Source organism: Anaeromyxobacter sp. (genome assembly GCA_016718565.1).
Taxonomy (GTDB): Bacteria; Myxococcota; Myxococcia; order Myxococcales; family Anaeromyxobacteraceae; genus JADKCZ01.
Genome location: JADKCZ010000018.1, coordinates 635,655 through 655,909 on the forward strand (window position 1 = coordinate 635,655; position 20,255 = coordinate 655,909).

The following is a 20,255-nucleotide window of genomic DNA, read 5'->3' on the forward strand; positions in this document are numbered from 1 at the left end:
AGGCCGCTCACCGGTCCTCCCAGAGGCCGGGCTGGCCGCCCGCCGGGCCGTGGCGGGCCAGGTACCCCTTGACGCGGTGCTTCCTGGCCATGTTCTGGCTCGACATGAAGCGGACCGTGCCGAAGACCGGCCGCTCCGGCGCCCAGGGGCGATCGTGGCGGCCCAGGACCCAGCAGATGCCCGTGTAGGAGCTGGGGTCCCGCCCGTCCAGGGCGTACCGGTCGTTGAGCTCGACCATGGTGGCCAGCGCCTCCTGGGGGCTGCGGCTCCACTCCAGGATCTTCTTGCCCCAGAGCATCCGCAGGGTGTTGTGGATGACCCCCTCGTGGAGCAGCTGGCGCTGGGCCGCGTTCCAGAGCGGGTCGTGGGTGGCGGCCCGGCGGAAGACCTCGAGGTCGTAGCAGGGCTCCCGCTGGTCGGCGGCGTGGCGCCCCAGGGTGGCCTGGGCCCAGGCCGGCAGCGAGCTCCACTCCCGGTGGTCGGGGCGGTGGGCCGCCCAGTTGAAGCCCAGCTCGCGCCAGGTGATCACCTGGTCGAGGAAGGCCTCGGCGGCCGGCGACACCCCCCACCAGCCCTCCCGCGAGCCATTCACGGTGGGTGAGAGGAGCGGCGGCGTCCAGCCCTGGGCCCTGAGGACCCCGGCCACCACCTGGTGCGCCGAGAGGTGGCCGAAGTGCAGCCACGGGCTGAGCCCGCTGGCGCCGTCCTGGTCGGGCTCGTCGCGCGCCTCGTGGTACCCGGCCAGGCCATGCTCCAGGAAGCGCGCCAGCCTGGCCTCGGCGGCCACCGATCCGCCCCGCCCGGCCGGGGGCACGGCGTGATCGATGGGCAGCGCGGCGGCCAGCGCGGCCGGGTCGGCCAGCTCGGCCGCGGTGGCGGCCGGCCACCTCCGGGTGAGCCCCCGCGGCAGCGCCTCCAGGCGGGGCAGGCGGAGGCGCGCCAGGGGGTCGGGGGCGGGGAGCCGGTCGAGCCAGGGCGGCAGGTGGCGCTGCAGCTGGCGCCGCAGCAGGTAGGCGGTGACGAAGGCCTTGCCGGCCAGCCGGAACGGGTAGAGGCAGCTGGCGTCCACGGCCTCCAGCCGCACGTCCAGCGCCTGGCCGGCGGCCGCCGCCATGGCCGGCAGGAAGAAGGTGGGGTAGTCGTCGGTGACCACCGCGCAGGCGTGGGCGCCCAGGGCCAGGAGCAGCCCCTTCCCCTCCCCGGCGCTCCGCTCCACGTAGGGGTGGTAGCGCACCGCCCGCCCCTCCAGCCGGGCCAGGGTGTCGGCCATGCCGGCCAGCACGAAGGCGTGCAGCCGGTCCGAGGCGTACGGGTAGCCGACGCGCAGCGCCTCCAGGATCACCAGCGGCCGCGCCAGCTCCCGCGCCAGCTCGACCGCCCGCTCCAGCGCGTGGTTCCAGCGCACCCGCCGGTTGGCCGTCATCCAGTAGACGACGAAGTCGCGCTCCGGCCTCACCGGCGCGGCGTTGAGGGCGCGCAGCCGCTCGGCCGCCACGCTCACGCGTGGTTCCTCAGCATCAGCTCCTTGGGGTCCGGGTCGAGGTAGGTCTGCCCCGCCAGCCAGGTCACCGCGTGGCGCCGCACCTGCGAGCGGAAGAGCGTCAGCGGCACCACCAGCGGCACGTGGCCCCGGCCGAAGTCCGCCACCACCCCCTCCAGCTCGCGGCGCTCCTCCTTCGGCAGCTCCTTGAAGTAGCCGGCCATGTGCTGCAGCACGTTGAGGTGGCGGCCGCGGGTGGCGGGCTTGCCGAGCGAGGCCATGAAGAGGGCGCCGTACTCGTCGGCCACCTGCCCGATGGGCCGCCCCTTGGCCCGGGCCACCAGCGAGCCCAGCTTCCGGTAGCCGTCCGGGTGGTGGGCCAGCAGCGCCAGCTTGTGGGCGGTGTGGAAGGCCACCAGCCCGCCGCGGGTCAGGCCGCCCTCGACCAGCGCCTTCCAGCGGGCGTAGCCGAAGATCCGCTCGATGAAGCTCTCGCGCAGCAGCGGGTCGTTGAGCCGCCCCTCCTCCTCCACCGGCAGGAGCGGCAGCCGCGCCTGCAGCACCCGCACGAAGGCGCCGGTGCCGTCGCGCACCGGCTGGCCGCTGCGGGGGCCGTAGACCCGCACCCGGGCCAGGCCGCAGGAGGGCGAGTCCTTCTTGGTGACGTACCCGGAGAGGTCGAGGGCGGCCAGCTGCGCCACCTTGGCCTCGGCGTAGGCCGCCATGCGCTCCGTCCAGTCCTCGCCGGTCCGCTCGGCCACCAGCCGCGGCGCGGCGGCCTGGCCGGTGAGGCGGATGGACGGGCGGGGGATGGACATGCCCACCTCCACCTCGGGGCACAGGGCCACCCACTCGACGAAGGGGCCGAGGACGTCGGTGCAGAAGTCGTTCTGCTTGTGGCCGCCGTCGTAGCGCACGCCCCGCCCGAGCAGGCAGGCGGAGATGCCGAGGCGGGGCTTGGTGGTGGGGGTGGCCATGGGGCGCCAGCCTACGCCGGGACGGCGCGCGGCGCAGCCGGCCGCGGCGGCGCCAGGCCCGGGCGCCAAGGGCAGCCCCCCAAAAAAAGACCGCGGCCCCGCGGCGCTCGAGAGCGCCGGGGGCCGCGGGAACTTCAGGTCAGGCTCGCCTTACGGGTTGGCGATGTGCATCTCGACGGGGTCCATGAAGCGGCCGTCGCCGTGGCACACGTCGCAGGCCTCGACGCCGCCGATGGTGTTCGCGCCGAAGTGCGAGGCGGCGATGGCGGTGTCGTGGCAGCTGCCGCAGTTGGCGGCGCCCGCGCCCTTGAAGGACTCGACCTTGGACCAGTAGGTGTCACCCAGCACGGAGTCCGGGGCGACCACGCCGCCGGTGCCGGAGAGGGTGCCGCAGACCGCGTTGGCGTCGGCGCCAGCGGCCTCGATGCAGGTGAACTGCACCGAGCGGGTGGCGATCACGTTGGCCTCGGGCAGCCCGTTGCCGGTCGACACGTGGCACATCATGCAGTCCTCGAGGTCTCCCGGGAAGGCGCCCAGGAAGGCGACGTCGGGGGCCTGGCCCTCGGCGCGCGGCGGGAAGGCCGCCGGATCCGCCCGGAAGTCGCGGGTGGCGCCGATGACGTAGTCGTTCGCCAGGCCGCCGGCCTTGTGGATCTTGTGGACCATGATGGAGAGCTGCATGGACTCCGGGGTCTTGACGAACGCGTTGCCCGCGCCGTCCACCTCGAACTGCGAGGTCCGCTCGTCGTTGACGTTGCGCGGGTTGTGGCACATGGCGCAGTAGTCGGGACCCTTGCGCGCCGAGCCGCCGTGGAAGCCGAGGTCGGCGTGGCAGGCGTTGCACTTGGCGTTGGTGGTGATGGCGCGGCGGGCGACGGCGCCGGTGGTGGCGCCGACCTTGGCGTACTTCACCGGGACGGCGACCTGGGTCCAGTCCTTCTGGACGCAGACGCCGGCGACGGCCGGACCGGTGGCCGCGTTGCAGCTGCCGGAGACCGGGGCGAACTCGGACGAGTAGGCCTCGACGCCGACGCCGATGGACAGGCCGTTGAGCGCCGTCAGGTCACCGAGCGAGCCGGTGAACTGGCCGGGCGTGGCGGTGGCGGTGAGCAGGGCCGCGCCGGCCGTGCCGCCGAAGGCGGCCGACTGGAGGTAGCCGCCCTGGGCGAAGCCGGTGGCGGTGGCCGGGGCGCCGTAGGGCGCGCCCGTGGAGGCCAGCGTGGTGCCGTAGTCGCCGGTCGGGCCGGCGATGGTGAACCGGAGCGAGGACAGCGGGGTGGCCTTGATGTCCGCCGCGGCGCCGTCGATGCGCACCGTGAAGGTCACGGTGGAGGTGGCCGGGGTGGCCACGCTGACGGTGTCGATGGTGATCTCGAGGCGGCGGGCGGCGTTGGAGCCGTTGCCCACGAAGGTGGTGTTGGTGGCGGCGGCGTACAGGGCCGAGTGGACCTTGCGGGTCGCCGGGGCGGCCGACTGCGCGTCGGCCTGGTGGCAGTTGGCGCAGCCGTTGTCGTTGGCCTGGCCGCCCATGTGGGTGGCGAAGTCGACCTCGTAGTGGCAGGAGCCGCAGGCCGCGCGGGAGGGCTTGCTGAAGGCGTTGTCAGCCTGGGCGCCCTGGTGGCACTGGCCGCAGTTCTTCACCGTGTTGGGCGGCGCGAACATGACCGTCGAGAAGTCCGTGGTGGCGCTCCACTTGTAGACGCGGGGCGTGCCGGCCGGGGCCAGCAGCTGGCCGGCGTGGATCTCGTGGATCATCTGGCGGAAGTCGATGGCGTTGGCGGTGCGGCCGGAGGCGGCGTCGGCGGCGATGATCCAGCCGGGGGTGTGGCAGGTGAGGCAGAGGCCAACCGTGCGGCGCGTGCCGTGGGCCTGCATGTTCTTGTGGCAGGCGTTGCAGGCGGCGTCGGAGACGACCTGGCGGGCCACGGCGGCGGTGCCGTTCGGCACGAACTCGAAGGAGACGCCGACCGGGTAGTTGATGCCCTGGAAGAGGCGGGCGGCCTGCATGCCGACCAGCGTCTGGGAGGCCGGGGCGGGCGCCAGCGGGAAGCCGGCGGCCAGCGCCGGCAGCGCCGGGGCAGCCGTCGGGAAGGTGAACATGTAGGTGCCGTCCAGGTTGGCCGTGTAGAGCGCCGCGGCCTGGGCCAGCGTGATGGTGGCGGGGACCGAGGTCGGCCGGGTCTGCTTGCCGGCCGGGTCGCCGGCGCTGGCGCTCTCGTAGAGCGCCTCGTAGGTGCCCGTGGCGTTCGCCTGCGCGATGCTGAAGCGCGGGCCGCGGGTGCTGCCGAAGGCGCCGGCGGCGAGCTCGGCCAGGAAGTCGACCTGGTTGCCGGCGGCGTCCGTCACGTCGAAGGTGACGGTGGCCGGGCCGGTGGCCGGGGCGGTGGCGGAGAGGATGGTGATCTTGAGGCCGGCGCCGGCGGGCACGGGAGCGGGCGCGCCCGGCTCACCCTGCGGGCCGGTGGGGCCGATGGGGCCGGTCGGGCCGGTGGGGCCGGTGGCGCCGTCGGCGCCAGCAGGGCCGGTGGGGCCGGTGGCGCCGTCGGCGCCAGCAGGGCCGGTGGGGCCGGTGGGGCCGGTGGCGCCGTCGACGCCGTCGGTGCCGTTGGTGCCGTTGGTGCCGTTCTGACCGGCGGGGCCGGTGTCGCCGGAGCAGGCGGTGAGGACCATCGCGAGGGCTGCGGCGAACAGCGCGGCCTTCCCGTAACGCGAAGAAGTTTGCATCCTGGGTTCTCCCCTGAAGCGAAATGTTGGTGGATGAGTCGGACGTTGACGTAGCAACGGTCGTGCCCAGCCGCGACGCGTCAGGACCGTGACGAAACACCCGGATGCGCCCAGTTTGAGTGTGTGTGCAATGTACCCCTGGGAGGGGCTGGTCAAATCACCCACCCACCCCTGCGCCAGGTGCCCCAACTCACACGCATGGGGCTGTGCGCAGCCGCCCACAGAATCGTTTCATCGACCCGTAATCAGGGTATAATTTGGGTGTCCACCCGCGTGCTCTGCGGCGCAGTCCGGCGACGCGGCGCAGGGGCTGCGCGGGAGCGCGCAGGCCACCTGTTCGGCGTCGGGCTCGACTAGTATGCGCCGATGCTTCGCCTCGGCTGGCCGGCGGTGATCCTCGGCGTCCTCTTCATCGGACTCCTGGCTCGCCGCCCCGGGCTCCTCTTCTCCCGCGCCTTCTTCCCCGTGCTCCTGCTCATGGGGATCGTGCTCCTCATCGGCTACCGGCGCCGCGGCCGGCGGTGAGCCGCGGGGACGGTGCGCGGAACCGGTGCGCTCCGCCTCCCCCGGCGCTACCATGACGCCGTGCGACTCCTGAACGCCTTCCGCATCGACGCCCCGCTCCCGCCCAGCGGCCTCACCCGCTGGGCCACCATCCTCGGCATGGCCTTCGGCGGCCTGGTGGCCATGCTGGTGGTGGTGTTCATGGGCGTGCTGCTGTTCTCCGGGTGACGCTGGCGCGCCGGCGCCGGGCCCCGCTACGGGGTGGCCGGCGGCGCGGCGTCGGCCGGCAGGGTCGCCACGCCGGCCCGCAGCGTCTCGCCCACCACCCGCCGCAGCAGGTCGGTGGGGAACGGCTTCTCCAGCACCGGGTTGGGCACCGACGCCAGGAAGGCGCGCGAGGTCTCGTGCAGCGCGCCGCCGGTGACGAAGACCATCCTGCCGGCCGCGGCGGGGTCGGCGCGCAGCAGCGCCGCGTGCAGGTCCATGCCGGTCATGCCGGGCATCATCAGGTCGCAGAGGATGACGTCCACGACGGGCTGCTGCCCGAGGCGCGCCAGCGCCGCCGCCCCGGACTCCACCACCTCGACGTCGTGCTGGGTCCCCAGGAGGCGCCGCATGGTCTTGCCGACGTAGGGCTCGTCGTCCACCACCAGCACCCGGGCGCGCGGCCCGGGCGGCGCCGAGGCCGCCGCGCTGGTCGCCGCGGGGCGGTGCGCCACCGGGGCCTGCGGCAGGAGGACGGTGAAGGTGGTGCCCCGGCCGGACCGGGCGCCCACCGTGATCTCACCCCCCATGGCCGCCACCGTCCGCTGGCAGATGGCCAGGCCCAGCCCGGTCCCCTCCCCGGCCGGCCTGGTGGTGAAGAACGGGACGAAGATGTGCGGCAGCACCTCGGGCGGGATGCCGGCGCCGGTGTCGCTCACCTCGATGCGGACGCGCCCGTCGAGCTCGATGCCGGTGGCCACCCGGACCACGTTGGCCTCGGGTCGCCCCGGCCCGATGGCGTGGCTGGCGTTCACCAGCAGGTTGACGAACACCTGGCCCAGCCGGGCGGGATCGCCCAGCACCGGCGGCACCGCCGCCAGCTCCGCCTTCACCTCGGCGCACGGGCGCAGCACGCCGGCCGTCAGGTTGAGCGCCGAGCGGAGCGCCGCCGCCACGTCCACCGGCTCGTGCCGGTCGTCGCCCTGGCGCGAGAGGGCGCGCAGGTCGCCCACGATCTGCCGGACCCGGGCGGCCCCCTCGTTGGCCTCGTCGAGCGCCTGGCGGGCCTGGGTCAGCGCCTCGGGCGGCGTGCCCGCCCCGGCGCTCAGGGCCTCGCGGGCGAAGCCCAGGTTGCCCATCACGTAGGCCAGCGGGTTGTTGATCTCGTGGGCCACCCCGGCCGCCAGCGCGCCGAGCGAGGCCATGCGGTCGGCCACCGCCAGGCGGGCCTGCAGCTCGGTGCGCTCGGAGACGTCCTCGATGATCCCCACGGCGTGGTGGAAGGTCCGGCCCGGGCCGCGGATGGCCGAGGTGGTGTAGCGCAGGTGGACGACGCCGCCGTCCTTGCGCAGGTAGCGCCGCTCCATGGCGTTCTGGTCGCGGTCGCCGCGCACCAGCGCGGCGAAGGCGGCCAGGCTGCCGGCGCGGTCCTCGGGGTGGAGCAGGTCCTGGAAGCGGAGCGCCGCCAGCTCCTGGCGCGTGTAGCCCAGCATCCGGCAGAGCGCGTCGTTCACCTCCACCAGGCGGCCGCCGGCGTCCACCAGGGCCATCCCCACCCCGGCGCCGTGGAAGGCGGCGGTGAAGCGGGCCTCGCTCTCGCGCCGGGCGGACTCGACCAGCGCCTGCGCTTCCCCCGAGGTGCCGGAGGCGGCGACCGCCTCCAGGGCGCGGCGCAGCCGCCGCTCCCGGACGGCGAGCGCCAGCCCGAGGGCGGCCAGGCCGAGGGTGAGGAGGTGCCAGACCATCGCGGCGATGCTAGCAGGACCGGTGCACCGGTCCGCGCAGGACGGCCGGCGAGCCCCGTGTGGGCGTGCGCGCCACCGGACAGGGCTGGCCGCGGCGACCCCGGGCCGGCAGACTGCCGCCATGCCAGCGCCCTCCGACCTCCCCGCCGCCCTGGCGGCCCTGTGTGGCCGGCCGCCGCTGACCGAGCCACCGCCGGACGCCGGGACCTGGCGCGAGGCCGCCGCCGCCCTGGGAGCGCCCCGCCCCCTGCAGGACGAGGCCCGCTGGTGGCGAGCCCTGGAGCGCGGCCGCGCCGGCGACTGGGAGGCGGTGGGGACGCTGGCCGAGGCCGGCCTGGGCGAGCCGTACTCCCCACGCGAGGCGCTTCGGCTGGCGGCGCTCCACTGCCTCTCGGGCAGCGTCGCGGAGGCCGAGCACGTCCTCTCGCAGCTGGTGCAGCTGCACGGCGACCCGGGGCTGCCGGGCCAGGTGGCCGCCTGGTGCGAGCGCGAGGGGCTGCTGGCGGCGGCGGCCCGGCTGCGGGCCGGCGCGGCCGGCCCTGCCTAGCGGAGCGCCTGCTCCGGCGCCGCCGGCAGCCCGGCCACCTTGAGCGGCTGGATCACCCAGACCGCCAGCGGCGTGCCCTCGGGGTCGAGCCCCGGGTCCCAGCGGCAGGCCTCGAAGGCCGCCACCACCGCCCGCTCGACCTCCGGTGCCACCGGGGCCAGGAAGGAGAACTGGCGCACCGAGCCGTCGCGCATGACGGCGAACTTCACCTTGTTGTCGAGGCCGGCCACCTCGGTGTGGCGGCGCAGGGCGACCTGCAGGCAGGCCGGGTCGGCCAGCGTGGGGCGCCGGTAGGCCGCCGCCCGCTCGCTCCGCAGGTCGAGGCTGGCGCCGCCGAAGGGCACGGGCGGGGGCGCCAGTCCGGGACCGACGGGCCCGGCGGACGGCCGGGCGGCCAGCCCCGCGCCACGGCCCTTCACCTTGACCGGCTGCGTGACGCGCACCACCAGCGGCTTGCCGGCGGGATCGAGCCCCTGGCTCCACGGACAGGCCGTGAAGGCCGTCCGCACCGCCAGCTCCATCCGCGGCGGGGGCGGCGGCGAGAAGGTCAGGTCGGTCAGGCTGCCGTCGCGCTGCACCGTGAAGGCCACCTTGCCGTCGAACCCGGCGGCGGCGGGCTGCTCCTCCAGCCGCTCCACCAGGCAGGCGGCGTTGGCCAGCCGCGGCCTGGTGTAGCCGTCGGCGAAGTCGCCTTCGAGGTGGATGGCGACGACGCCCTCCAGGCCCCCGTCGGCGGCGGCGGGCCGGGGCGCGAGCGACGCGGCGGCCAGGGTGGTGAGGGCGACGGCGGTGACGGCGAGCCTGCTGCGACGTGGCATGGGAACGCTCCCTGCCAGCGAAGGTATCACCGCGCCGCGGGCGGCCGCAGCGCCGTCGGCGCGGGACACGCTGGCCTGGCGTCAGGCCTCTGGCCCGGCGGCTCGCCCTCCTCGAGCAGCCAGAGGTTGACCCTGGCGCGCGGGTGGCCTGGCTCGAGCCGGAGCGCCTCCAGGAAGGCCCGGCGGGCCTCCTCGAGGCGGCAGGCGGCCGAGTACGCCAGGCCGAGGTTGTTGTGGGCGCGGGCGTTCCTCGGCGCCTGTGCCACCACATCGGACCAGAAGGTGAGCTCGTCGGCGTAGACCAGGCTGCGCCGGGCCGTCAGGGCGCCCAGCCAGAGCACCAGCCCGGCCGCACCCACCGCCGCCGCGCCGCGCCGCCACCCCGGCGCCGCCAGCCAGGCCGACAGCGCGCGCCCCGCCAGCCAGGCCGGTCCGAGCAAGGCCAGGTAGAGCTGCCGATGGTTGGCCACCTCCGGCCGCGGCAGGAGCCACCCGGTGGGCGGGAGCCACAGCAGGCACCAGAGGACCGCCAGCCCGGCGGCCCGGCGGCCCGGCCGGGCGGCGCGGCCCAGCGCGGCCTGGAGCCCGAAAGCCAGGGCCGCCGCCAGCGCGACCGCCGCCAGCGCCGCCACGCCCAGGGCCGCGGCCGTGGGCGGCGCCGGCGGCCCTGGATCCGCCAGCAGGCGGCCGGGGGCCACGACCTGGCCGGCCAGCCAGGCCAGGCCGCCGAGGTGCGCCACCAGGTTCTCCACCGGCGGCCGGAGGCCGGCGGCGTGGCTCAGCATGGCGCGGTACGAGGGGGAGGCCAGCGCGGCGCCCGCGGCCAGGGCCACCACCAGCATGTGCGGAAGCAGGCCGGGGAGCGCGCCGCGCCAGGGGCGGGCGCCCGGGCCCGGCGCGGCCCGCGCCTCGACCGCCGCCAGCAGGAGCAGGGCCAGCGGCAGGACCGCCGCGGTCTCCTTCACGCCGAGCGAGGCGAGGAGCAGCAGCGGCGAGAGCAACGCCGAGAGCCAGGGCCGCCCGCGCGCCCGGCCCTCCAGCCAGGCCAGCAGGCTGCCCAGCGCCAGCAGGGCCGCCAGCGCGCTGGAGCGCCCGGAGAGGTAGGTGACGGCCTCGGTCTGCACCGGGTGCAGCGCCAGCAGCAGCGCGCCGAGGAGGGCGGCAGGAGGGACCGACCGCGACCGCGACCCCTCCCCTGCGAACCAGCCCTCCAGCACCACCAGCAACCGGAGCGCCAGCAGGGTCGCGCCCAGGTGGATGGCCAGGTTCACCGCGTGGAAGCCCGCCAGCCCCAGCCCGGCCTGGTGGTTCCAGGCGAAGCTCAGCCCGAGCAGCGGCCGCAGCGCCGGCTGGGCCGCCCACCAGGCCCGCAGCGACTGGACCCTCGGGTCCAGCACGATGACGTTCCAGTCGTCGAACTGGAAGGCGCCGGCGAACGAGGTGGCGTAGGCCGCCGCCACCGCGGCGACCAGGAGCCCTGCGGCGAGCGCCGGCGACAGTCCGCCAGGCGGCGGGCGCCCGGCCGGTGCCAGGTCCGCCGCGCCGGTCGGCGGAGGGCGCGGCGGCGCGGGGCCGTCCTCACCCACCGCGGCCGGCCTCGGCGAAGGCCTTCTCGACCAGGCCGGCCGCCGCCCACCAGCGATCGGCCGCGTCGAGCAGCACCACCAGCAGCTCCACGCCGTCGCGCTCCACCAGCGCCACCACGCAGCGCCCGGCCGCCGCCGTGTAGCCGGTCTTGACCCCGCGCGCCCCGCGCAGCCGCCCGAGCAGCGCGTTGGTGGTCCGCAGGGACAGCACCCGGCCGGCCAGGGTGCGCAGCGTGACCGCCTCCAGCGCCGCCAGGCGCCGCACCTCGGGCTGGGCCAGCGCCGCCCGCGTCAGCGCCAGGAGGTCGCGCGCCGAGGAGCGGTGTCCCGGGCCGTCGTGGCCGCAGGCATTCTCGAAGCGGGTGGCGGCCAGCCCCAGCGCCTGGGCCCGGGCGTTCATGCGGGCCACGAAGGCCGGCTCGTCACCGGCCAGGTGCTCGGCCAGCGCCAGGCAGGCGTCGTTGGCGGAGGCCACCAGGGTGGCGGCCAGGAGGTCGCCGGCCGCCAGGCGCTCGCCCCGGCGCAGCCCGGCGCGGGTGCCGCCGGCCCGCGCCGCCCGGGCGCTCACGTCCACCGGCGCCGCCGCGTCCCAGGGCCCCTCCAGCGCCACCAGGGCGGTCATGATCTTGGTGAGCGAGGCCGGCGGGCGGGCGCCGCCCGCGTCGCGGCCCCAGAGCTCCCGGCCGTCGAGCGCCACCAGGTAGGCGGCCGCCGCACGCGGGAAGCGGTCGGTCGGCTCGGCCGCGCCTGCCGCGCCGGCCAGGCAGACCAGCGCCGTCGCCAGCACGCCGATCCGCCGCGCCCGGCCAGGCGCGTGTCGGGCCGGGGCGCGGTGGCCCGCCCCTGGCCGGAGTGGCGCCGCCGCGCCGCTCAGAACCCGAAGACTCCCTTCAGGAGCTTCTTGCCCTCGTCCACCGCCTTGTCCTTGGGCTCCTTCTTCTTCTCGGGCGCCGCCCTGGCCGCGCCGGCGCCCTCGTCGAGCTCGTCGCCCGCCACCCGGCCGCAGAAGTCGCGGTAGCGGGAGGTGCGCAGCGAGGTGTAGTCGCGCCCGGCGCACTCCCGCCGCGCCAGCGCCTTGGCCTCGACCGGGCAGCGGGCGGCCAGGAAGTCGAGCTCGCCGCGCTTCTCCGCGCCAGGGCACAGCTCCTTCGGCAGCGCCGCCAGGCTGGTGCCGCAGGCCTTGGCCGCCTCCTCCGGCGTGGGGAACATCCCGCCGGGCATCTGCTTCGCCAGCTGCTCGTACTGCATCACCCGCTGGAAGCCCGCGGCGGTCTTCAGCTTGGCGCAGAAGGCGGCCACCTGCGCCGGGTCCTTGCAGTGGGGGTCGCGCCCGGCCACCGCCTGGGGCGAGACCTCCTCGAGGGCGCTGGCGCACATCCGCTGCTTCGCCTCGTCCCGCTGCGCCTCGCCGCGCCGGCGCTGCTCCTCGCCCTGCTGCTGCATGGCCGCCACCTTCTGCTCCAGCTCGCGCACGTCGCAGTCGCCGCCCACCTTCTTGCCGCGCATCTTCAGGTTCATGTCGCCGCGCCGCGACCGCATGGCGGTCCGGCCGGTGAAGCTGCTGGAGGTGTAGGTCATCTCCCCTTCGCCCTCCATGGGCTCCTCCCCGGTGCAGACCAGCCGCCACGTCATGGTGCTGCCCGTCACCTTGAGGTCCTGGATGCGGCAGGTGTCGTCCGGCTTCGACTCGGGCGGCCGCTTCCACTGGTCCACCGGCAGGCAGACCTTCATGGTCTGGGCGGGCATGGCGAACGGCATGCCGGCCATCTCCATCTCGATGGTCTGCTCCCAGTAGACGCCGCGCTCGGCGGCGGCCGGGGCCGGCGCGGCGGCGAGGAGACCGAGCAGGGCGGCGGTGAGGCGGGCGGCGGATCGGGTCATGGTCTCTCCAGGTGGGCACCCGTTCACGGCGGGTACGCGCGGCGCGCGGCGGCGCCGGGCGCTGAGCGGGTCGGGCTGGCACGGGACGACACCACGAAGGCGCCACGCTGTCGAGGCGCCGGAGGGGTGGAGCGCCCCCGCCCGGGCGGGTGCCGAGGCGGCGCGACCCCTCGGCCCCTGGGACGGGTAGGATGCGACCATGAGCCCGCTCCTCCCCGGTGGCCTCCTGGCAGGCGCCGTGGCGGGCCTCCTCTCCGGCATCTTCGGCATCGGCGGGGGCATCGTGCTGGTGCCGGCGCTGGGGCTGCTCCTGGCCCTGCCGCAGCACCAGGCGCAGGGGGTGACGCTGGCGGTGCTGCTCCTGCCGGTGGGGCTGCCGGCGGTGGTCGCCTATCACCGGCGCGCGCCCATCCGGCCGGGCCTGGTGCTGGCGCTGGTGACCGGCTTCCTGGCCGGAGTGGGGGCCGGGGCCGAGGCCGCCGCCTGGCTGCCGGAGCGGCTCATGCGGCTGGTCTTCGTGGCCTTCCTGGTGGTGGCCGCCGCCCAGGCCTGGCGCGGGGGCGCGGGCGGCGGCGGCGCCGCGCGCCCGCCCGGGGCCGCCTGGCATGGCCTCTGGATCGGGGCGGTGGGCGGGCTCTTCTCGGGCCTGCTCGGCATCGGCGGCGGCATCGTCATGGTGCCGCTGCTGGTGGCGGTGGTGCACCTGCCCCGCCTGCAGGCGCAGGGGACCAGCCTGGCCACCATGCTGCCGCCGGTGGGGCTGCCCGGCGTGCTGGTCTACACCCGCACCCAGGGCGGCCTGCCCTGGGCCCTGGTGGCCGCGGTGGCCGCCGGCTTCGCGGCGGGCGCCTTCCTGGGCGCGCGGGTGGCGGGTCGCCTCCAGGCCCACCGGCTCTCGCGCGCCTTCGCCCTCTTCGTGGGCGCCGTGGCCGCGGCGCTGGCGTGGAAGGTGCTGGCCGGCTGAGCGACCGAGCCGCGGTCCCCGCGGGGCGCCGGCTCAGGCCTCGCGGCGCTGCCGCTGCGCGCGCGAGTTGGAGACGCCGGCCGCCACCGTGAAGGCCACGCTGGAGGCGATGAGCGAGGGCACCACCAGGAAGACGTTGCCGGTGGCCTCGGCCACGAAGACCGCGGCGAAGAGCAGGCTGTTGTAGCTGGCCCCGGCGAAGGCGGCGATGCCCAGCAGCGTGTAGACGCCGGGCTGGCTGGGGGCCAGGGCGGCGTCGAAGGCGGCCCCCAGCGCCGCGCCCATGGTGGCGGTGGGCACGAACAGGCCGCCCACCCCGCCGCAGCCGAAGGTCACCGAGGTGGCCAGCAGCTTCAGGCCGAAGATGGCCAGCGCCGCCCACAGGGCGTGGCGGCCCGCCAGCAGGTCGTTGGCCACCGGCAGGCCGGCGCCCAGGGTCACCGGCTCGCCCAGCAGGGCGTTGGCCGCGGCGGCCAGCGCCACCAGCAGCGCGCCGCCCAGGGCGGCCCGCGCCACCACCGAGCCGGTGAGGGCCTCGAAGCGGGCCCGCAGGCGCGCCAGGGTCCAGAGGAACAGGTGCGAGCCCAGCCCCGCCACCAGCCCGAGCGGCACCGCCCAGAGCAGGTGGCTGGTGTCGAGCACGTACTCGAAGTCGATGGGGAAGTAGGGGGTGGCGGGGCGCAGCAGGGTGAAGGTCCAGAACGAGGTGGCCGAGGCCACCAGCGCGGGCAGCAGCGCCTCGTGCGCCAGGTCGTGCTTGTAGGGAGACTCCACGCCCATGATGGCCCCGGAGAGCGGGGCCCGGAAGATGGCGGCGATGCCGGCGGCGCCGCCCACCAGCAGCGTGGTGCGCGCGCTCCAGCGCAGCGCGGCCAGGCCGGTGCGGTTGAGCGTGGTCTGCAGCGCCGACCCGAGGGTGGCGCCCAGCCACTTGCTGGCCCCCTCCATGCCCGCGCTGCCGCCCAGCCCCAGGGTGAAGAGGGACGCCGCCAGCTTCCCGGGCGCGGTGCCGGTGGGCATGCCCTCCCCGGGCTCGTGGTAGGCGCGCACCACCTCGTCGGCCATGGCGGGCGAAGGGGTGCGGAAGAGGCGCAGCAGCAGCCCGGTCAGCGTCAGGCCGAGGAGCGGCGCCACCAGCCGGACCGCCAGGGGGGCGGCGCTGACGCGGCGCCAGAGCACCTCGTTGACCGCGAAGTCGTAGCCCGCGATGGCCACGCCGACCAGCGCGCCGAGCGGGGCCGCCACCAGCAGCATGTGCCGGGCGATGGCCAGGCTCTCGGTGACGTGGTGCGGGCGGCCGCCCGCAGGTGGGCCGCCCGGCGCGGGGTACGGCGGCGAGGCGGGGGGGGTCTCGGCGCGTCTGGTCAGGGTCGTCGACTCGCTCGCCAGGGGGGCGCGCGCGTGGGGGAGCGGGATTGTGGGTGGGCGGTGGGAGGACAGTCAAGGAGGGGCGGCGGCCCCGACCGCGATCGCGGGCAGCCCCCTCACCCCGGCCCTCTCCCCCAGCGAGCTGGGGGAGAGGGTGAGCAGACCACCCGAACCCGACCGCGACCGCGACCGCGACCGCGACCCCGACCGCGACCGCGACCCCGACCCCGACCGCGACCGCGACCGCGACCCCGACCGCGACCGCGACCGCGACCCCGTCCTCGTCCCCGACCGCGGAAAGAAGACCGGCCGACCGCCGGAGGTCTCCCCCCTGCGGTCGGCCGTGCGGCCTGTTCATCCCCCCCCGGGGATACTGGCTAGAAGTCCTTGAGCTGGGTCTCCTCGTCCATCGGGAACGGGTTCACGGGCGCCATGGCCTTGTCTCCGCCGTGGCCGTTCCTGCCGGGCTTGAGCGCCTTGTTCGGCCTGGGCGGCGCGGCCTGGGCCAGCCGGACCGCGCCGGCCGGGCGGCGGGCCGCCGGGGCGCTGGCCTTGCCGAGGTTGAAGGCGCCGACCATGGCGGCCAGCTCCTCGGCCTGGCCGTTCAGCTCGCTGGCCGCGGAGGAGGACTCCTCGGCCGAGGCGGCGTTCTGCTGGGTCACCTTGTCCATCTCGGCCACCGCCTGGTTCACCTGGTCGATGCCGGACGACTGCTCCTTCGCCGCCGCCGAGATCTCCGCCACGATGTCGGTGACCTTGCCGATGCCGGTCACGATCTCGCCGAGCTTCCCGGCCACCTGCTTGGCCGAGGCCTCGCCCTCCACCGCCTGCTTGACCGACTCCTTGATCAGCTCCTCGGTCTTCATGGCCGCCTCCTTGGCGCGCAGCGCCAGGCTGCGGACCTCCTCGGCGACCACCGCGAAGCCGCGGCCCGCCTCGCCGGCCCGGGCCGCCTCGACGGCGGCGTTCAGGGCCAGCAGGTTGGTCTGGAAGGCGATGTCGTTGATGTCCTTGATGATCTGCGAGGTGCCCTCCGCCGCCGCCTTGATCTTCACCATCGACCCCTGCATCTGCGCCACCGCGGTGGTCCCCTCGTCGGCCGCGCCGCGGGCCGACTGGGCCAGCGTGTTGGCCTGCATGGCGCTGTCGGTGGCCTGCTTGGTCACGGTGAGCACCGACTCGAGGGACGAGCTGGTCTCCTCCAGCGAGGAGGCCTGCTCGGACGCGCCCGAGGCCACCGCCTGCGACGAGGCGGCGATCTGCTGCGACGCGCTCGACACCTGCTCCACCGCCGAGGCCACCTGCGACAGCGCCTCCAGCAGCGCCTCGCCGGTGGCGTTGACCGAGTCCTTGATCTTGGCGTGGTCCCCCTGGTAGCTGCCGCCCACCCGGGCCCGGAGATCCCGCTGCGAGAGCTTCTCCAGCACCCCGGCCGACTCGGTGATGGGCGCCAGCACCGCGTCCAGCGTCTGGTTGACGCCGTCCACCACCTTCTTGAAGTCCCCCTGGTGCTTCGAGGCGTCCGCCCGGGTGGCGAGCCGTCCGGCCACCGCCGCGTCCACCAGGGTGCCGGCGTCGGAGACCAGCCGGTTCACCGCGTCGATGCAGGTGTTCAGGTTGTTCTTGATGGTGTTGAAGTCGCCGGCGTAGCTGTCGGTGATCTTCTGCGGGATGGCCCCGCGCGAGATCTCGTCGACGTACTTCGCCGCCACGTTGAGCGGGCCGATGACGGCGTCCAGCGTCTTGTTGACCCCCTCCACCACCTTCTTGAAGTCGCCCTCGTGCCGGGAGGCGTCGGCGCGGGTGGCCAGCCGCCCCTCCACCCCGGCCTGGGCCAGCATCCCGGCGTCGGTCACCAGCCGGTTCACCGCGTCCACGCACCGGTTCAGGTTCTCCTTGATGGTGTTGAAGTCGCCGGCGTAGCTGGCCGTGATCTTCTCCGGGATCTGCCCTTGGAGATCTGGTCCACGTACCGGGCCGCCACGTTGAGCGGGCCGATGACCGCGTCCAGCGTGTCGTTGACGCCGGCCACCACCTTGCGGAAGTCGCCCTGGTGCTTCGAGGCGTCGGCCCGGGTGGCCAGCCGCCCCTCCACCCCGGCCTTGGCCAGCGTGGACGCGTCCGCCACCAGCGCGTTCACCGCGTCGATGCAGTCGTTCAGCGAGCCCTTGATGAGGTCGAAGTCGCCCTGGTACCGCTCGGTGATCTTCGGCGGGATGTCCCCCTTGCCGATCCGCGAGACGCACTCCACCACCATGCGGGTCGGCCTCTCCACCGCCGCCATGGTCTCGTTGATGCCCGCGATGATGGGCCGGAACTCCCCCTCCACCGCCGCCTCGTCCCCGCGCACGCCGAGCTGCCCCGCCTGCACCGCCTCGCGCAGCTTGCCCGCCTCCCCCACCAGCGCCGTCACCGTGTTGCCGATCTTCTTGCCCAGGAAGACGCCGATGGCCAGGAGCAGCACCGCGGCCAGGAGGATCGAGACCACGATGGTGGTCAGCGCGCGCGAGCCGGCGGCCAGCCCCTCCTCGCCGTTCCTGGCCGCGTCCGTCCTGGTCTTCTCCTGCACGGCGTCGATGGCCACGGCGGCCTTCCGGTAGGTGGCCTCGCTGGCGGCGAAGGCCGACCAGGCCCGCCCGTCGATGACCGCGACGTCGGCTGCGTCCTTGTCGGCCCCACCTCCCACCAGGCGGTCGCGGTCGGCGATGGCCGAGGCCACCTGCTCCACGACCGGCCGCCAGGACGCGAACTCGGACCTCCAGGTCCGCCAGAGCACCTGGGTCGAGTCGCCGTGCGGCATGGCCTCGTAGGCCTTGGCGCCCCCGTCGATCTCCTCCAGCGCCTTGCGGACGCGCTCCTGGGCGTAGCGGTGCTCCTCGACGGTGAGCCGCCGGTTGAGCAGGGTGCGCAGGCTGGCCTCCAGGGTCACCTGGCCCTCGCCCACCAGCGCCAGGGCCACCAGGCTCGGGATCTTCTGGTGGCTGGCCTCCTCCAGGCGGTCCTCGATGCCCTGCGAGCCGGAGTAGGAGATGCCCCCCACCACCAGCAGGATCGCGACGGCCAGCGCGAAGCCGGCCAGGATCTTGGTGCCCATCTTCAGGTTCGCGAACATGTGGTCTCTCCGCCTGGCGCACCGGCGCCGGAGTCGCTGAGCAGAGCACCTGGCATGCCACGGGGCGGCCCGCGACCGCCGCCGGCACGCCCACGCCGGTGGGGTGCGGCACGATGCGCAGGCGCCGATCCGGCCCGTGTGATCCTCGGACGTTGCGTCGGTCCCACGGGCCGCGGTGGGGCGGCGCAGGCGCGGCCCCTGGATCCGCCTGCGCGCCTCGGCCCACGGGTCCCGCCCCACTCCGGGGTCGGCAGCACGCCGGCGGGCCGACACCCCCGGGTAGCCCGCGGCCCGCCGCGGGGGAGACGCCGGCCGCCGCGGGGGGACGCCTCCTCCTCGCCACGGGGAGCTTGACCAGGGCTGCGGGGGGAGCTTTGCTTTCGACTTGGTCCTCGGCACTCCAGCCACTCCGCCGTCCTCCTCCCTGGCCGGACCGCCAGGACGCCACCTGCCTCGCCGCGCGGCTCCCCACGGGTGGTCAGGTCCAGCTCCGGGCCGCCTGCCCTCGATCGACGCGGGCGTCCGTCGCGGCGGGGAGCCGGCGTGATCGCCCCCGCCGAGGTCACGTCCCACGTGGAGGACCTCCTGAACGGCCGCCGCGAGGCCTGCCGCGCCAGGGTGTGGGCGCTGCTCGAGGCCGGGACGCCGCTGCGCGAGCTCTACACCGGGCTCTTCGCCACCTCCCTGCACCAGGTGGGGGACCGCTGGGCCCGGGGCGAGATCACCGTCGCCGACGAGCACCTGGCCACGGCCCTCACCGAGGACCTGCTCTCGCAGGTCTTCCCGCGCACGCAGGCGCGGCCAGACCGCGGGCGCACCGCCGTGGTCTCCTGCGCCGCCAACGAGTACCACCAGGTGGGCGGCCGCATCGTGGCCGACGTGCTGGAGCTGCAGGGCTGGCGAGTCCACTTCCTGGGCGCCAACCTGCCGCCGCAGGCGCTGGCCGGGCTGGTGGCGGCGCACCACCCGGACCTGGTGGCCCTGTCGGTGGCCCTGGAGGCCAACCTGCCGGAGGTGGTGCAGGCCGTCGGCGCCATCCGCGCGATCGACGCGGCGGTGCCGGTGGTGGTGGGCGGCCAGGCCTTCGCCTCCGCCACGGCCCGGGCCGAGGTCGAGCGGCTGCCGGGCGTGCGCCACCTCGCCTCGCTCGAGGCGCTCGAGGCGCTGGCTGCCGGATGGGGGCGCTGACCCCGTGGCGCCTTCGCTCGAGCAGGTGCTGGCGGAGCAGGTGCGCGGCGACGCCCCGATCCTCTACCTGCGGCTCGACCCCTCGGATCGGATCGTCGACTCCAACCGGCACACCCGCGGGCTGCTGGGCGACGCGCTGCACGGGATCCGCTTCGGCGACCTGCTGGTGACCTTCGAGCGGGAGCTGTGCGTCGCCGACCTGGTGCGCGGCCCGTCGTCGGGCCGGCTGGTCTCCTTCCTGGGGCGGGAGGGGCCGCCGTTCTCCCAGCGCTGCACCTTCACGGCCCTCTCCTGGGGAGCGGTGGTCCTGGGCGGCGGCGAGGCGCGCGGCGCGGCCCGCCTGCAGGCCGCCACCCTGGCGCTCAACGCCGACCTGACCAGCCAGGCCCGCGAGCTGCAGCAGGCCAACGCGCAGCTGGCGCGGCTGGGGCGCCTCAAGGACCAGTTCCTGGGCATGGCGGCCCACGACCTGCGCTCGCCCATCCTGGGCGTCTCCACCTTCGCCGGGTTCCTGGCGGAGGATCTCGGCCCCGCCCTGGGCCCGGAGCAGCGGGACCACCTGTCCATCATCCAGAACTCGGCCCGGCTGATGCGCCGGCTGGTGGACGACTTCCTCGACGTGGCCCTCATCGAGGCGGGACAGCTCCGGCTGGCGCTGGCGCCGGCCCGGCTCGCCGAGGTGACCGACCACGCGCTGCGGCTGGTGGACCTGGCGGCGCGCCGCAAGCGGGTGGCGCTGCGGGTGACCCACGCCCCGGGGCTGCCGCTCCTGCCGCTCGACGCCGAGCGGCTGACCCAGGTGGTCGTCAACCTGGCCACCAACGCCGTGCAGCACTCCTACGCCGGGGGCGCCGTGGAGGTGGAGACCGGCGCGGATGCGGCCGGCCAGTGGCTGCGGGTGCGGGACCAGGGGACCGGCATCCCGCCGGAGGTCCAGCAGGACCTCTTCGCCCCCTTCACCAGCGCCGCCGGGCGGAAGACGGCCGGCGAGCGCAGCACCGGGCTGGGGCTGGCCATCACCCGCATGATCGTGGAGGGGCACCGGGGCACCATCGAGGTGGCCAGCGCTCTGTCCCGAGGGGCCACCTTCACGGTGCGCCTGCCCGCCCCGGCCGTCGCCGGCTGACCAGGGCGCCGCCCTGGGGTGCGCCGGTCCG

The 20,255-nt window shown here is 75.7% G+C and carries 18 protein-coding genes; 7 read left to right on the plus strand and 11 right to left on the minus strand.

Annotated features, from left to right (window positions below; all coding sequences use genetic code 11):
* Positions 1 to 7 precede the first annotated feature (7 nt).
* The 3 genes from IPO09_21820 to IPO09_21830 all read right to left on the minus strand — a co-directional run bounded on the left by IPO09_21820 (position 8) and on the right by IPO09_21830 (position 5,181).
* Complete coding sequence (locus IPO09_21820; protein MBK9519909.1) at positions 8 to 1,501, minus strand: deoxyribodipyrimidine photolyase; 1,494 nt, start codon at positions 1,499 to 1,501, stop codon at positions 8 to 10.
* Entirely contained in the window at positions 1,498 to 2,457 is a 960-nt protein-coding gene (locus tag IPO09_21825; GenBank protein ID MBK9519910.1) for a DUF1722 domain-containing protein, read from the minus strand. The genes IPO09_21820 and IPO09_21825 overlap by 4 nt, the downstream gene beginning before the upstream one ends.
* A gap of 150 nt (positions 2,458 to 2,607) precedes the next feature.
* The gene (locus IPO09_21830) at positions 2,608 to 5,181 is read right to left on the minus strand and encodes an OmcA/MtrC family decaheme c-type cytochrome (GenBank protein MBK9519911.1); all 2,574 of its coding nucleotides are present in this window, start codon (positions 5,179 to 5,181) and stop codon (positions 2,608 to 2,610) included.
* Between the two features lie 366 nt (positions 5,182 to 5,547).
* Between IPO09_21830 and IPO09_21835 the strand changes: the two genes are divergently transcribed.
* Positions 5,548 to 5,706 (plus strand): hypothetical protein, encoded by a 159-nt coding sequence (locus IPO09_21835; GenBank protein MBK9519912.1) that lies wholly within the window; start codon positions 5,548 to 5,550, stop codon positions 5,704 to 5,706.
* Between the two features lie 60 nt (positions 5,707 to 5,766).
* Positions 5,767 to 5,913 (plus strand): hypothetical protein, encoded by a 147-nt coding sequence (locus IPO09_21840; protein MBK9519913.1) that lies wholly within the window; start codon positions 5,767 to 5,769, stop codon positions 5,911 to 5,913.
* A gap of 26 nt (positions 5,914 to 5,939) precedes the next feature.
* On the opposite strand, the gene IPO09_21845 is transcribed toward IPO09_21840, so the two are convergent.
* The gene (locus IPO09_21845) at positions 5,940 to 7,634 is read right to left on the minus strand and encodes a PAS domain S-box protein (GenBank protein MBK9519914.1); all 1,695 of its coding nucleotides are present in this window, start codon (positions 7,632 to 7,634) and stop codon (positions 5,940 to 5,942) included.
* Between the two features lie 121 nt (positions 7,635 to 7,755).
* Between IPO09_21845 and IPO09_21850 the strand changes: the two genes are divergently transcribed.
* Positions 7,756 to 8,181: a hypothetical protein gene (locus tag IPO09_21850; GenBank protein MBK9519915.1), complete on the plus strand. Its 426-nt coding sequence runs from the start codon at positions 7,756 to 7,758 to the stop codon at positions 8,179 to 8,181.
* On the opposite strand, the gene IPO09_21855 is transcribed toward IPO09_21850, so the two are convergent.
* The 4 genes from IPO09_21855 to IPO09_21870 all read right to left on the minus strand — a co-directional run bounded on the left by IPO09_21855 (position 8,178) and on the right by IPO09_21870 (position 12,466).
* Positions 8,178 to 8,999, minus strand: a complete 822-nt coding sequence (locus IPO09_21855) for a hypothetical protein (GenBank protein MBK9519916.1) — start codon at positions 8,997 to 8,999, stop codon at positions 8,178 to 8,180. The genes IPO09_21850 and IPO09_21855 overlap by 4 nt on opposite strands.
* Positions 9,000 to 9,025: 26 nt before the next feature.
* Positions 9,026 to 10,585 (minus strand): tetratricopeptide repeat protein, encoded by a 1,560-nt coding sequence (locus IPO09_21860; protein ID MBK9519917.1) that lies wholly within the window; start codon positions 10,583 to 10,585, stop codon positions 9,026 to 9,028.
* The gene (locus tag IPO09_21865) at positions 10,578 to 11,378 is read right to left on the minus strand and encodes a D-alanyl-D-alanine carboxypeptidase (GenBank protein ID MBK9519918.1); all 801 of its coding nucleotides are present in this window, start codon (positions 11,376 to 11,378) and stop codon (positions 10,578 to 10,580) included. Before IPO09_21865 ends, IPO09_21860 begins: the two co-directional genes overlap by 8 nt.
* A 77-nt stretch (positions 11,379 to 11,455) precedes the next feature.
* Positions 11,456 to 12,466, minus strand: coding sequence for a DUF3617 family protein (locus tag IPO09_21870; GenBank protein ID MBK9519919.1), 1,011 nt, complete (start codon positions 12,464 to 12,466; stop codon positions 11,456 to 11,458).
* A gap of 199 nt (positions 12,467 to 12,665) precedes the next feature.
* Here IPO09_21870 and IPO09_21875 point away from each other — a divergent pair, with 199 nt between their 5' ends.
* Positions 12,666 to 13,430: a TSUP family transporter gene (locus IPO09_21875; protein ID MBK9519920.1), complete on the plus strand. Its 765-nt coding sequence runs from the start codon at positions 12,666 to 12,668 to the stop codon at positions 13,428 to 13,430.
* A 33-nt stretch (positions 13,431 to 13,463) separates the two neighbouring features.
* Here the strand turns inward: IPO09_21875 and IPO09_21880 are convergent, their stop codons facing one another.
* Positions 13,464 to 14,684 (minus strand): chloride channel protein, encoded by a 1,221-nt coding sequence (locus tag IPO09_21880; protein MBK9519921.1) that lies wholly within the window; start codon positions 14,682 to 14,684, stop codon positions 13,464 to 13,466.
* A gap of 10 nt (positions 14,685 to 14,694) precedes the next feature.
* Here IPO09_21880 and IPO09_21885 point away from each other — a divergent pair, with 10 nt between their 5' ends.
* Positions 14,695 to 15,189 carry a hypothetical protein gene (locus IPO09_21885; protein MBK9519922.1) on the plus strand — a complete coding sequence of 165 codons (495 nt, stop codon included), beginning with the start codon at positions 14,695 to 14,697 and terminating at the stop codon, positions 15,187 to 15,189.
* Here IPO09_21885 and IPO09_21890 read toward each other — a convergent pair.
* On the minus strand, positions 15,176 to 16,639 hold the full coding sequence (locus IPO09_21890; protein ID MBK9519923.1) for a hypothetical protein: 1,464 nt from the start codon (positions 16,637 to 16,639) through the stop codon (positions 15,176 to 15,178). The two genes, IPO09_21885 and IPO09_21890, sit on opposite strands and share 14 nt — an antisense overlap.
* Positions 16,640 to 16,683: 44 nt before the next feature.
* Complete coding sequence (locus tag IPO09_21895) at positions 16,684 to 17,910, minus strand: MCP four helix bundle domain-containing protein (GenBank protein MBK9519924.1); 1,227 nt, start codon at positions 17,908 to 17,910, stop codon at positions 16,684 to 16,686.
* Between the two features lie 543 nt (positions 17,911 to 18,453).
* Here IPO09_21895 and IPO09_21900 point away from each other — a divergent pair.
* Positions 18,454 to 19,098, plus strand: a complete 645-nt coding sequence (locus IPO09_21900) for a cobalamin-dependent protein (protein ID MBK9519925.1) — start codon at positions 18,454 to 18,456, stop codon at positions 19,096 to 19,098.
* 4 nt (positions 19,099 to 19,102) lie between these two features.
* Positions 19,103 to 20,224, plus strand: coding sequence for a HAMP domain-containing histidine kinase (locus tag IPO09_21905; GenBank protein MBK9519926.1), 1,122 nt, complete (start codon positions 19,103 to 19,105; stop codon positions 20,222 to 20,224).
* The last annotated feature ends 31 nt before the right edge of the window (positions 20,225 to 20,255 follow it).